The following is a 12665-nucleotide window of genomic DNA, read 5'->3' as shown; positions in this document are numbered from 1 at the left end:
GAGTATTGCTTCCAGATTTTTCTGAAAGCCAGTAATGTTATTGTCCATTTTTTTAAAAAGAATTATTATAAAAATTTATCACTTCATGAAAAGATTCATGTATATCAGTCTGTGTCTTATCGTTTTATTCACGAGCTGCCAATCCGATAAAAAAGAAAAGAAGGAATCAGCGATATTCAATGTCACTTCCCCCCTAATCAAAGACACATTAGTTAACAAAGAGTATGTAGCACAAATTCGCTCTATAAACCATATTGAACTTCGAGCGCAAGAAAAAGGGTATATTCAGTCCATATTTGTTGATGAGGGACAATATGTACAGAAAGGACAACCGCTGTTTAAAATTATGCCCAATCTTTATGAGTCAGATGTCAACCGAGCCAAGGCTGAAGTAAAATATGCAGAAATCGAATATCAGAATGCCAAAAACCTTTCTGAAAAAGATATCGTCGCTCCACAAGAGGCAGAAATGGCTAAAGCAAAATATGAAAAGGCCAAAGCTGAACTCGCGTCGATGAATACTCACCTAAAGTTCACAGATATCAGAGCTCCTTTCTCGGGAATAGTTGGCAAATTACATATACGGAAAGGAAGTCTCGTTGATGAAGGTGAACTAATAACCGAGCTATCAGACAATAGTAAAATGTGGGTCTATTTTAATGTCCCAGAAGTAGAATATCTGAATCAAATGGAAGCCAAAAAAGGCAACAGTCCGATGCATGTACGCCTAAAAATGGCGAATGGAAAAGAGTTTGATCAGGACGGGGTTGTAGAGACGATAGAATCGGACTTCAACAATGAAACAGGCAATATCGCATATAGGGCAACATTTCCAAATCCCAAAGGACTTTTAAGATACGGGCAGACAGGGAATATTATGATTACTTCTCCTTATGAAGCCGCGCTGATGATCCCCCAGAAAGCGACATTTGAAGAGCTCGAGAAAAAGTATGTGTATGTTGTAACCAAAGACAATAAGGTGAAAGCTAGAGAAGTGACGATTGCTGCTGAGCTACCGCATATTTATGTTATCTCCAACGGACTCGGAAAAAATGACAAAATTCTTTTGAATGGATTACGCATGGTTCAAGAAAACCAAACAATTGAATCCAGATATCAAAATCCTGAAAAGGTCATGTCGAATCTAGATTTATATGCAGAGTAATTAAACGGAAACCTTATGTTTAAGAAAGTCATACACCGACCGGTATTCGCTATCGTATTATCGGTTGTCATCCTATTTATTGGTGGCTTGGCCATCAAACAGTTACCCACGGAACAATTTCCAAAAATAGCACCGACTACAGTTGCAGTTACCATAGCCTATCCAGGAGCAAGCGCAGATGTATTGGTCAAGTCATCGCTCATAACATTGGAAAATGCAATTAATGGTGTGCAGGGCATGCGATACATAGCAACAGATGCAACGAGCGCCGGTGAAGCTACTGTTAACGTGATTTTTGATCCCGGAACCGATCCAAATGATGCTGTTGTACTCGTCAAAACACGTGTCGATCAGGTGATGCCCTTGTTGCCTGAGCTCGTCCAGAAAGAAGGGGTTGTGGTCAATCCAATCCAGCCCAGTATGTTGATGTACGTCAATCTATACAGTACCAATAAAAGTATGGACGAGAAGTTCTTATATAACTATGCGACGGTCAATATCATCCCTGAGATCAACCGTATTCATGGTATTGCCAAATCACAGATTCTCGGAAGCCGTAGGTATGCCATGCGGATTTGGCTGAATCCGGATCGTATGCGGGCTTATAATCTGTCTGTGGATGAAGTGATGGAGGCAATAGGTGAGCAAAGTATCATTGGACGTCCAGGACGGCTTGGCCAGAGTTCAGGTATAGTGGCACAGTCGCTTGAATACGTTCTGACTTACAAAGGACAATACAATCAGCCCCAGGAATATGAAAACATCATCTTGCGAGCCAATGCCGAAGGTGAAAATATCAAATTAAAGGATGTCGCCAAAGTGGAGCTGGGCAGCGAATTCTTTGATATCTACTCCAATCTGGACGGACATCCATCCGCTTCGATCGTGCTCAAACAAAATTATGGCAGTAATGCCAATGATGTGATCAAAGATGTAAAAGCAAAGCTCAAGGAAATGAAGGGCAACTTTCCACCCGGCATTGATTATAAAATCAGTTATGACGTATCCCAGTTTCTGGATGCTTCTATTGAGCAAGTAATGCACACTTTGCGTGATGCCTTCATTTTGGTAGCCATCGTCGTATTCATCTTCCTTGGGGACTGGAGATCTACTCTGATCCCTATTATAGCCGTCCCGGTCTCGCTCATAGGTACCTTCTTCGTCTTACAGCTATTTGGCCTGTCAATCAACTTGGTCACGCTTTTCGCGCTGGTATTAGCAATTGGAATTGTGGTCGATAACGCGATCGTGGTTATAGAGGCGGTACACGCAAAAATGGAAGAAAGCAATATATCACCATACAATGCTGTTAAAGAAGTGATGGCTGAAATCGCGGGAGCCATTATCGCGATCACTGCGGTGATGGTGGCCGTATTTATTCCTATTTCCTTTATGACCGGACCCGTCGGTACATTTTACCGTCAGTTTTCTATTACAATGGCGAGTTCAATTGTCATTTCGGCCGTAGTAGCACTCACCCTTACCCCCGTACTGGCTGCCGTGTTATTAAAAAACAATCATGGTAAAACCAAAAAGGCCAATGGGCTCAGTAGAGCATTGGATGTATTTAACGCGACCTTCGATAAAATCACTGGCAAATATGCTGGATTTCTACGAAAAATCGCCAGCAGACGGGCTATTACCTGGGGTATATTGATCGCTTTCTGTCTGGGCACTTTCGCTATAAACAAAACCTTGCCAGGGGGATTTATCCCTAGCGAGGATCAAGGGACAATCTACGCAATTATTCAAACGCCACCAGGATCCACCCTGGAGCAAACGAACAAAATTTCACGTGAATTGCAAAAGATCTGTCAAAATGTGGAGGGAGTAGAGTCCGTTTCTTCTCTCGCAGGTTACGAAATTATGACAGAGGGCCGGGGTTCAAATGCAGGTACTTGCCTTATCAATTTGGAGACCTGGGATGAACGTGAACATTCTGTCAAGGAGATCATGGAAGAGCTGGAAGAAAAATCAAAAGACCTTGGAGCCATCGTAGAATTTTTCGAGCCACCGGCTGTCCCAGGATTTGGTTCCTCAGGTGGATTTTCAATGCGATTGCTCGACCTAAACAGGACGACGGATTACCAAGACTTTGACAAGGTTAACAAAAATTTTATCGCCAATCTAAAAAAAAGAAAAGAACTGACAGGAGTCTTCACCTTCTTCGCCGCGAATTATCCGCAATATGAATTGGTCTTTGACAATAACGCGGCCATGCAAAAAGGGGTTTCTATAGGCAAAGCCATGGACAACTTAAACATCCTCATCGGAAGCACCTATGAGCAGGGTTTCATCCGCTTTGGACAATTTTTTAAAGTCTATGTACAATCATCTCCTGAATTCAGAAGACTGCCGTCGGATATTATGAATTTATATGTGAAGAACGACCAGGGGCAAATGGTTCCTTATTCAGCGTTTATGACCTTGAAAAAGACACAAGGTCCCAATGAAATCACACGTTACAATATGTACAATTCGGCGGCCATTCGTGGACTTCCGGCTAAAGGTTACACAACTGCAGATGCCATTCATGCAATCAACGAAACCGCCATACAGACATTACCGCATGGATATAAGGTAGCCTGGGAAGGACTCTCCTACGACGAGGCGCAAAGAGGTAACGAGGCCGTTTACGTATTTTTGGTTGTACTGGTGTTTGTTTATCTCGTATTGGCTGCACAATATGAAAGCTTTATTATTCCATTTGCGGTTTTACTATCCCTACCAGTGGGCGTATTCGGTTCATTTTTCCTATTAAAAGCTATGGGCCTGGAGAATGATATCTATGCGCAAGTGGGACTCATCATGATTATCGGGTTATTAGGTAAAAATGCAGTACTTATTGTAGAATTTGCTGTAAAACGAAGGCAGGCTGGCGACTCTATTTTGGAGGCAGCAATAGAGGGGTCAAAAGCCAGGTTTAGACCGATTTTGATGACGTCATTTGCTTTTATAGCGGGATTGGTACCCTTAGTCTTTGCCGGAGGCGCGGGGGCTATCGGAAATCACACTATCGGTGCATCAGCATTGGGCGGAATGCTTGTCGGGACAATTTTCGGTGTAATTGTCATTCCAGGTCTCTATTATATTTTTGCGAAACTCGCGGATGGAAGAAAAATGATCCAAGCCGAAGACGAATCACCTTTAAGCGAAGACATGATACATTATGAATAAGAACAGAATATACAAATATGCCGGTTTCACGCTCGTTTTATTAAGCTTTGCAGCGTGTAAACCTTTGGAAATACAGCAACGCGTAGAAAATAAGACTGTGCCCACACACTATGGCACAGCGGAACAGGATTCAGCTAATACCGGAAAAATGAAATGGGATAGCTACTTTACCGATCCTAATCTGCAGGCGCTGATTCAAGAAGCATTGCAGAACAATCAAGAGCTGAATATCATTCTTCAAGAAATTGAAATTGAAAGAAATGAAGTGAGTTCAAAAAAAGGTGAATATTTACCATCTGTTGGTATAAAGGCTGGCGCTGGTCTGGACAAAGCCAGCCGATATACCAACATCGGCGCAATGGAAGCCAATACGGAAATCGAGCCCGGAAGGGAGATGCCCGAGCCACTCCTCGATTTCGGATTGGGACTACAGGCCAAGTGGGAAACTGACATTTGGGGAAAATTACACAACGCGACCAAGGCTCAGCTACATCGATATCTGGCAAGTGTTGAAGGTAAAAATTTCATGGTCACCAATTTGATTTCAGAAATCGCGGATTCCTATTATGAGCTCCTTGCATTGGACAATGAACTCGAGGTGATCAACGAGAACATTAAAATACAAAATGATGCACTGGCTGTTGTCAACGATCTCAAACAGTTTGCTAGAGCCAACAAATTAGCAATCAAGAGATTTCAAGCACAGATTCTCAAAACTCAGGGCATGCAATTCGATATTAAACAAAAAATAACAGAAACGGAAAATAAGATCAATTTTTTAGTTGGGAGATTTCCCCAGCAGGTAAAAAGAAATCATGACGTTTTCGCCTCCCTTGTACCACCAACCGTGTATACGGGTATACCTGCAGACTTGTTGGAACACCGTCCTGACATCAAAAAAGCAGAATATGAGCTTGCAGCTGCCAAGCTGGATATTAAATCAGCAAAAGCACGTTTCTATCCTTCATTGGATATTACCGCTGGTGTTGGTTTACAAGCTTTCGACCCGACTTATCTGATTAAGCCCGCATCTTTCGTTTCTTCTTTAGTCGGAGAACTCACAGCTCCGCTGATCAACAAAAAAGCAATCAAAGCAGCATATAAAAATGCGAATGCGCGACAAGTGCAAGCTGTCCTGCATTATGAACAGACCGTTCTGGGAGCCTTTATCGAAGTCACCAATCAACTCTCAAAAATTAAAAACCTTGAAAGTGGACTCGATATTAAAACGAAAGAAGTTGAGGCATTAAATGAGTCCATTGGCATATCCAACGACCTGTTTAAATATGCTAGAGCCGACTATATGGAAGTTTTACTCACCCAGCGCGATGCACTCGAGTCAAAATTTGAATTCGTTGAAAAAAAAGTGGGCCAGCTTAAAGCAAGTGTTTCGATATATAGATCACTAGGCGGCGGCTGGAATCGACAATAACAGAATCGCCCTGCTATCTTATCTACCCCGTGAGGGCTGTCCGGAAATATAAGACAGCCCTCTTTTTCTCAGTCCTTCTTTCAAGTTAATTCTACAGCATATTGTCAGCGGTTCGCGGGTGCGAATAGCTCCCCTCCGTAAGCCCACAAAGAAGCCGACACATGTTTATTGGCTATCGATTTGGGAGAAACATTCTACACCTCTAAACAACTATCTATCTGGTAGAATTCCAAAATGCTCTTTGAGTGCCATACGGGCTGCCTGAAAACCGCACATGCCGTGCACCCCGCCCCCCGGAGGTGTGGACGATGAGCAGAGATAAACGTGGCCGGCCGAGGTACGGTAAGGGTTTAACGCCAGGACCGGACGGCTGTACAGCTGGGTGATATCCATGATCCCGCCGTTGATATCCCCACCGACGTAATTGGGGTTATACTGCTCGAGCTTCCCAGGCGACAGCGTATGCTTCGCCAGAATAGTGTCTTTAAATCCCGGAGCAAAACGTTCGATCTGGTTTTCGATTGCTTCGCTGTAGTCCAGGCTACTTCCGTTGGGCACATGGCAGTACGCCCAGCCCGTATGTCTGCCTTCGGGAGCACGTCCGGGATCAAAAGCACTCTGCTGCGAAAACAGGACAAAAGGCTTGTCCACCCACTTTCCCCTGTGACTCAGCCGCTCATTTTCCGCAATTTCAGCATAGCTATTCCCAAGGTGTACCGTTGCGGCCTGCTGGCAGCGTACATCTTTAAAGGGTGTCTTTTCAGACAGCGCCCAGTCCACCTTGAATACGCCCATGCCCTGTTTATATCGCCGGAGGCGTCCGCGGTACCCCGCCGTCAGCTCCAGACCTTTGAGCTGCAGCAGCTGCTTGGGCGTCATGTCGCAAAGCAGCACCCGGTGGGCGGGCAGATCGCGGATGTCCTGCACCCAGTATCCGGTCTGCAACTCGCCGCCAAGGGACTGATAATACCGCAGCAGGGCATCGGCGATGGACTGGGAGCCACCGACAGGAATCTGCCAGCCGTACTTATTGCCTACCGCGGACAGGACAATGGCAATTGCCGAAGTCGTCCAGTTGCTCAGTGGCTGAATGCCATGTGCCGCCATTCCTGCCCAGAGGGCCCTGCCCCGCTCGGTGGCAAAACGGCTGACCGTCCAGCTGGCAGGCTGCAGGGCATGGAGGCCAAATGCCGCCAGATGCCAAGGATGTTCCGGAAAAGACAATGCCCCCATGATATCCGGAGCCAGCTCCTCCCAGTGTTCGACCACAGGGCCGACGAGCCTACGATACCGCTCACCATCAATCCCCAGACCCTGCACCGTTTCGGCGAGGCTATGGTAGAGCAGCCCCGTCTCCCCCTTGTCCAGAGGATGCGCAGCAGCATAGTGCGGTTTCACGAAAGATAACCCAAAGCCCGCCAGAGGCAGACTTCTGAAAAACGGCGAAGCCATCGCCATAGGATGCACCGCCGAGCAGATATCATGTTTAAAGCCCGGCAATGTAAGCTCTTTTGTGCGCATGCCGCCACCCACGGTATCTGCACCTTCAATCAGCAAGGTACTGAGTCCCTGCCGCTGAAAGGTAATTGCCGCCGCCAAACCATTTGGCCCCGAGCCAATAATAATCGCATCAAATTTTCGCATAGACTGACTGTTAATTGCCCCTAATCGCAGCCTGTATTGGGCTGATCTTTTTTTGACTGCCCGGATGATGTTGAATCCCGCTGTTCGCTGCCATTATCCTTTTTTTTGCCTGCCGATCCACAAGCTACTGTAAATGTCGTCAAAACAAATGCTAAAAGTCCAAGATTGATTAATTTTTTCATATGTTGTGTATTTTCATGATCTTATCCTATAGGAGCTCCGTCCAAAAAATATTCCCGGTACCGTTGTTTCAGTTCCTGACGCTGCGCGCTGTCCAGTTTGATTTTTGGGTCAGTCTGGGAGGCCACCGTTGACACCACCTTATGTACACCTTTTCCTTTTTCGATGAATAGTACCGTAGGCGATGATATCCTTTTTATGGAGTCAATACCCAGGGCTTTGTAGGGATTCAGGATGTCGTGAAATCTGCTCAGTATAGCTTCATAGCCGGGACTGCCAGCTTTAACCGTCACGACTTTGCCGTCTTTGTTCTTTTCCCGGACATCCCGGATGTCATGGATATTAAGGTAATAAATAGTCGCCTTCTCCTCCGCCGCGAATTCCAGCAAAGGCGTTATGGCATTTCTGAACTAGGGGCAGCTTGGCCATCCAAACAGGACGATACCATTTTCCAGTTCCAGTACATCCTGTTCGGTCGCATAGACGATCCGTGCGCTGTCTGGAATATGCACGGTCACCTTATTGGTCGTATTGAGACCTTCCAGTTCCTGTTTAAACCGGACAGCCTCTTCGTTTTTGAGCTTGACATGACTATTTTTTACCGCTTCCTTGGTGTCGTTTCTGGACTGGCAATTGGTCATGTTGAGCAGTACCACAATTGCCAGAAGCATGCCCGATAAAAGTTTGAGATCTTTCATATCCTATGATTTTCTGTTGTATTTCAGTAATTAGTTTACGGATTTCCAGTATTCTTTGATCTGTTCGCCTATATCCCATACCCTTGCCTGCGGCAGGCGGGACTGGATCAAGCTGCTGGCTATCGCCGAGCGGTAGCCCGATACACAGTGCACGACAATGGTTTTGTCGGTGGGCAGTTCAGCAATATGCTGCTGTAGTTCGGCCAGTGGGATATGGTGCGCAGTGCCGAACAGCGGATCTCCCTTTGCCTCCTCTGCCGTCCGTACGTCCAGGATAAAATACCTCTGCGGATCCCGGTCAAACGCTGTCCGGTCAAAAGCTGCCGACTGCAGCCCCTGATAATCATCGAGAAGCACAACACCTTTGACAAACTGTTCATACCCGATTTTGGCCACCTTGGCGAGCTGCGTCCGTGCCTGCTCCCGGCTACCGGCGACAATATAGAAATGGTCGCCCGGAGTGATGAAAGTGCCGATCCAGGATTCAGACTTATTCCGTTCCGGAATATTGATAGCCCCTTGCAGATGCGATTGCCTGAACTGTGAGGCAGGCCGTGTATCGACCATCTTGTGCGGCGCCGAGGGCACTTCTTCTGCTCCTATCAGAGGGATATCTGACAAGGAAGCCTCCCATGCCGGCGCTCCCCTGCGGTTCAGCTCCACATTGTAGGGAAAATAAGCCGGTATAGGCGGGCGGTCGTCCAGGATGCGCTGGACAAACTCCGCTTCTGTGCTGTCTCCAAAGGCAAAATTCTGCTTCCTCTCCTGACCGATGCTGCTCTGCCGGGCGCCCTTTAGTGCATGACCACAAAGCGAACCCGCGCCGTGGGCCGGGTACAGCACAACCTCATCTGGCAGTTTTGCAAAAACTCCATGCACGGTATGGTAGAGCTGTCGTGCCAGCTTTTCGCGCTGTGCCGTCTGACTTCCGGCATATTCATGCAGGTCGGGCCGGCCGACACCACCGATCAGTACCGCATCTCCCGAAAAGATCGCCACAGCATGGTCGTCCTGCTTCAGCAGCACCGAAATACTGTCTGGAGAATGTCCGGGCGTATGGAGCGCATGCAGTACAATACGGTCCGAAAGCCTGAGGGTATCACCCTCATCAAAGGCCCTGTGCGGATAGCTCGCAGCCACCAGCCTACTCACATAAACGGGTACCTTCAGCTCCCGGTGGATCTGCAGGTGTGAACTCACAAAGTCAGCATGGGGATGCGTTTCCACCACAGCGATGATCTGCGCCCCCTGCTCTTTTGCATACACATAATAGGGCTGCGGATCGCGTGCAGGATCCACGAGCACAATCTTTCTATCAGCTAATATCGCATAGGAAAACTGGGCCAGGCCTTCGTCTTCAAACTGCCGGACCACATAGCCGTCCCCTTTTTTGCCGGTATTTCCAAAAGAGGATACCCCTTGCCCCGCTGCAAGCGTAAACAGGAGAGCAGAGCGTTGTATAAAGAATCTTCTATTCATGATACGATCTATTTTACAGGATTAATAAGTAAAAAGGGTATTTTTCATATACCATTCCTTACCGGTCAGATACGACTCGTCGATACGGTCCAGAGTGATTTCTAGCTTGTTACCTTCTGCATCTAGTCCGCGGAGCCTGATCTGTTGAGCTGTCGGCCGCTCATAATCCCATTTCAGGATATGCAGGCTATCGCCCATGGCTTTTCCGTACAGCGCTTTGAGCCCCACGTCCAGCTTTTTGTCGAGCTGTCTGCGCAGGTCCTTACTGAATTTTTGATTTTTGTCGATGAGATACAACTGCTGCTGCACCGTATCGATTTCGTAGTACAGATACGTCTTTCCGCCTGCCCTGCCCGTAAATTCATAGGTCTTGAGCACATCATTGAGGGCTGGGGTGCCGTTGCCCAGATCGATATCGTTGGCTTTGTTGACCTTATACACGAGCGTGGAATAACGTTCAAAAAATGCTTCATGCCAGCGCACGGAATCTGCCGGCGAGTAAGGCAGGGCTTTTCCGTTCAGCACAAACCCGGAGACCTGGTAATGTCCCGCTGCCTTGGGCAGACCCGGGAGCACCGGTTCCTTGAGCCGGCCTTCATGATAAAAACGCTCGTACCTAAAATAGCCGTATACAAAGACAAACAACAGCACAATGGCCGTCTTAATGCCAAAGTACAGAGGCTTGTTCCAGGTCTTCACAAACCCCGGCACATAATAATAGGTGTTCACCGGTTTGCGCAGTATAAAAAGCTTCCAGATCGCAGGGATATACTGCAGCAGCAGAAATAGCGACAGCAGCACGAAATACGAACTGTACACATGTACGGCACCATCGTACGCAAGGTTGGCATGGGCGATGTTGAACAGAACGCCTGCATTGATGATTGCGCCGACCACGACGGTCGGCCGAAAAAAGAGCAGACTCCCTGCTGCAATCTCCAGAAAACCCAGAAATATCTCGTACCTATACGAGACACCGACAATCTGCCAATACAGTTTAAATGGTGCATACTCGCCGATATCGGTATTCAGGTTGGCGAGTGAAGGAAAGGGCATCTGCATGGGAAAGAATTTGATAAAACCAAATGCGATCAGACCCAGTGCGATGCGGTAGCGTACCAGTACCCGCAGCCAGTAGTAGAGCGCGTCATACTGCCGCACTCTGCTGTTGCGGGCCAATATGGTCCAGATAGCAGCGCCCAGCACCGCAATCAGTGCATTGAGCCACCATGAGGTGTAAGATGCAAAACCCCATTTGCCACTCTCCGTATCCACTTCGATCCAGCCGGTGCGTGATCCCCCGGCAAGAGATGCCATAAAGTCGTACAATGAATCAGGCGCAAATACCTTTTCGTACCATTCCGGGTCCAGGGGCACCACCATCAGGATAAAGAAAATAAACGCAAATCTAAATCCCACCTTCTCCCCGTACGTCCAGCCGCGGTCTTCCTTGCTGGCGAGTGTTCCTTCCATATATTGAATAGTTGCCATAAACTTTGTCTAATTGAGTCAGTTAATAAATACGGACCGGTCTTCTACGGCCCTCGTGCAGCAGGTATCTTTTCGTTGTTTTTTCCAGGCGTACGTGGAGCGAATCTCCGCGTTGATCCGTCCCGTCGAGCAGCAGCGTGCGCTTATCCGGCCGGCGGACCACAAAAGAAAACGTGTGCTCCTGCTCCACCTTTCCGGTGAGCGTAATACGCTCCGGCAGCCCATCGCCTCCTTTTCTTACGGTATATCCAAAGAATTCACGGCCAGCATTGCCCAGATATTCGTAATTGCGTTCACGGTTAAAGGCGATATGCGGTCTGAGGCTGTCCACTTTCACGGGGCGGTTGCCGCGGATACTGATGGTATTCCATTTCTCAAAGACCACATCTTTCCAGCGGATGCTGTCTGCCAGCGAATAGGCCAGCGTGTCCCCTTTCCATACAAAGTCCTTCACATCATACACCCCTGCGGCATCCCGCAGCCCCTTTTCGTCCGGAAAGGGATAATCCGAATTCTTCCAGCTCAAATAGGCCTGGACACTGAAGACAGCGATCAGCAGCAGGACGAGCACCTGGAGATAAGGACGCACAGCGGCCGTCCGGCGGCCATATTGTGGCCAGAAGCCATCCGGAACCGTGGCTGTCTTGCTGATCAGCAGGCGGTAAAAACGGGGCCAGTCGTAGGCAAAAATGACAATCGCCAGCAGCAGCAGAAAAGAACTGTATACCTGCTCACCGATTTCGTATACATAATTGACGATCACGACATTGAGCAGTACCGCCAGCAGCAGTCCCGCACCGATGACCGTAGTCCGGCGGTTGAGCAAAAAGAGACCGCCCAGGATCTCGAGCGCCCCGATCACCGGCAGGTAACCGGCGGTTGCGATACCATTGGTCAGGTAATATAGCTTCCAGAGCATAAAGTCGCCATATTCAGTATGCAGTTCGCTAATGGTGGGTTCGGGCAGCTGTATCGGGATAATTTTGACAATACCGATAAAGGTCATGGCCAGCGCGAGGCGGTAACGCAGCAGGACGCGGAGCCAGTAGTACAGCGTATCGTCGCTGCTACGGATCCCCCGTCTGAGCCGCCGTCCGAAGATTGCGGTCAGCAGCAGCGCCACCGCGAGTGCAATAGCCCAGTTGAGATAGCCGCGGAGGTCAGCACCCGCCAATGGGCTTTCCGGAACAAAAGAAGTGCGATAGGTCGCCAGCTCGAACCAGTTTTCCGGGGACAGCAGATCCGCAAACGAGCTGCCGCTGAAAAGGCGCGGATCGTACGGAATGCTGAGCAGCAGAAAGAAGATCAGACCGGTGTATAAAATCCCCGTGCGAGAAGGCTGAAAAAAATGAGAGTCTTCTATTTTTGACATGTCAGTACAGATTTAAATGGATAAAAA

The 12665-nt window shown here is 48.0% G+C and carries 11 protein-coding genes; 4 read left to right on the top strand and 7 right to left on the bottom strand.

What is annotated here, in order from left to right; translation table 11 throughout:
- Positions 1-85: 85 nt before the first annotated feature.
- Genes K7A41_RS20995 through K7A41_RS20985 form a run of 3 tightly spaced genes read left to right on the top strand, consistent with a single transcriptional unit; the run spans position 86 to position 5774 of the window.
- Complete coding sequence (locus K7A41_RS20995) at positions 86-1165, top strand: efflux RND transporter periplasmic adaptor subunit (protein WP_028070135.1); 1080 nt, start codon at positions 86-88, stop codon at positions 1163-1165.
- A gap of 15 nt (positions 1166-1180) precedes the next feature.
- Positions 1181-4342: an efflux RND transporter permease subunit gene (locus K7A41_RS20990; RefSeq protein ID WP_265715361.1), complete on the top strand. Its 3162-nt coding sequence runs from the start codon at positions 1181-1183 to the stop codon at positions 4340-4342.
- Positions 4335-5774 carry a TolC family protein gene (locus K7A41_RS20985; RefSeq protein WP_265715359.1) on the top strand — a complete coding sequence of 480 codons (1440 nt, stop codon included), beginning with the start codon at positions 4335-4337 and terminating at the stop codon, positions 5772-5774. The genes K7A41_RS20990 and K7A41_RS20985 overlap by 8 nt, the downstream gene beginning before the upstream one ends.
- Before the next feature lie 210 nt (positions 5775-5984).
- Here the strand turns inward: K7A41_RS20985 and K7A41_RS20980 are convergent, their stop codons facing one another.
- From K7A41_RS20980 to K7A41_RS20950, 7 genes are read right to left on the bottom strand one after another with little or no spacing between them, the layout of a single operon-like run.
- Complete coding sequence (locus tag K7A41_RS20980) at positions 5985-7418, bottom strand: phytoene desaturase family protein (RefSeq protein WP_265715358.1); 1434 nt, start codon at positions 7416-7418, stop codon at positions 5985-5987.
- A gap of 20 nt (positions 7419-7438) precedes the next feature.
- Positions 7439-7600, bottom strand: coding sequence for a hypothetical protein (locus K7A41_RS20975; protein ID WP_160169514.1), 162 nt, complete (start codon positions 7598-7600; stop codon positions 7439-7441).
- 21 nt (positions 7601-7621) lie between these two features.
- Positions 7622-7987, bottom strand: a complete 366-nt coding sequence (locus K7A41_RS20970) for a hypothetical protein (RefSeq protein WP_265715355.1) — start codon at positions 7985-7987, stop codon at positions 7622-7624.
- A 21-nt stretch (positions 7988-8008) separates the two neighbouring features.
- Positions 8009-8296, bottom strand: coding sequence for a hypothetical protein (locus K7A41_RS20965; protein ID WP_265715354.1), 288 nt, complete (start codon positions 8294-8296; stop codon positions 8009-8011).
- Positions 8297-8326: 30 nt separating this feature from the next.
- A complete protein-coding gene (locus K7A41_RS20960) occupies positions 8327-9775 on the bottom strand; it encodes an MBL fold metallo-hydrolase (RefSeq protein WP_265715353.1) in 1449 nt (482 codons plus the stop codon).
- Between the two features lie 21 nt (positions 9776-9796).
- Positions 9797-11266, bottom strand: a complete 1470-nt coding sequence (locus tag K7A41_RS20955; protein ID WP_265715352.1) for a hypothetical protein — start codon at positions 11264-11266, stop codon at positions 9797-9799.
- 22 nt (positions 11267-11288) lie between these two features.
- Entirely contained in the window at positions 11289-12185 is an 897-nt protein-coding gene (locus K7A41_RS20950) for a hypothetical protein (RefSeq protein WP_265715351.1), read from the bottom strand.
- A gap of 18 nt (positions 12186-12203) precedes the next feature.
- Between K7A41_RS20950 and K7A41_RS20945 the strand changes: the two genes are divergently transcribed.
- A complete protein-coding gene (locus K7A41_RS20945; RefSeq protein ID WP_265715349.1) occupies positions 12204-12587 on the top strand; it encodes a hypothetical protein in 384 nt (127 codons plus the stop codon).
- Positions 12588-12665 lie beyond the last annotated feature (78 nt).

Origin of the sequence: Sphingobacterium sp. InxBP1 (assembly GCF_026191775.1) — a bacterium.
GTDB classification, from domain to species: Bacteria; Bacteroidota; Bacteroidia; order Sphingobacteriales; family Sphingobacteriaceae; genus Sphingobacterium; species Sphingobacterium thalpophilum.
Note: the sequence above shows the minus strand (reverse complement) of the source record. Positions and strands in the feature narration are given on the sequence as shown.

Coding starts and splice junctions, on each gene's coding strand:
- K7A41_RS20985 (WP_265715359.1), top strand. CDS start 4,335: ATGAATAAGAACAGAATATACAAATATGCCGGTTTCACGCTCGTTTTA.
- K7A41_RS20945 (WP_265715349.1), top strand. CDS start 12,204: ATGCAGTTCGCTAATGGTGGGTTCGGGCAGCTGTATCGGGATAATTTT.
- K7A41_RS20960 (WP_265715353.1), bottom strand. CDS start 9,775: ATGAATAGAAGATTCTTTATACAACGCTCTGCTCTCCTGTTTACGCTT.
- K7A41_RS20955 (WP_265715352.1), bottom strand. CDS start 11,266: ATGGCAACTATTCAATATATGGAAGGAACACTCGCCAGCAAGGAAGAC.
- K7A41_RS20980 (WP_265715358.1), bottom strand. CDS start 7,418: ATGCGAAAATTTGATGCGATTATTATTGGCTCGGGGCCAAATGGTTTG.
- K7A41_RS20975 (WP_160169514.1), bottom strand. CDS start 7,600: ATGAAAAAATTAATCAATCTTGGACTTTTAGCATTTGTTTTGACGACA.
- K7A41_RS20995 (WP_028070135.1), top strand. CDS start 86: ATGAAAAGATTCATGTATATCAGTCTGTGTCTTATCGTTTTATTCACG.
- K7A41_RS20990 (WP_265715361.1), top strand. CDS start 1,181: ATGTTTAAGAAAGTCATACACCGACCGGTATTCGCTATCGTATTATCG.
- K7A41_RS20950 (WP_265715351.1), bottom strand. CDS start 12,185: ATGCTCTGGAAGCTATATTACCTGACCAATGGTATCGCAACCGCCGGT.
- K7A41_RS20965 (WP_265715354.1), bottom strand. CDS start 8,296: ATGAAAGATCTCAAACTTTTATCGGGCATGCTTCTGGCAATTGTGGTA.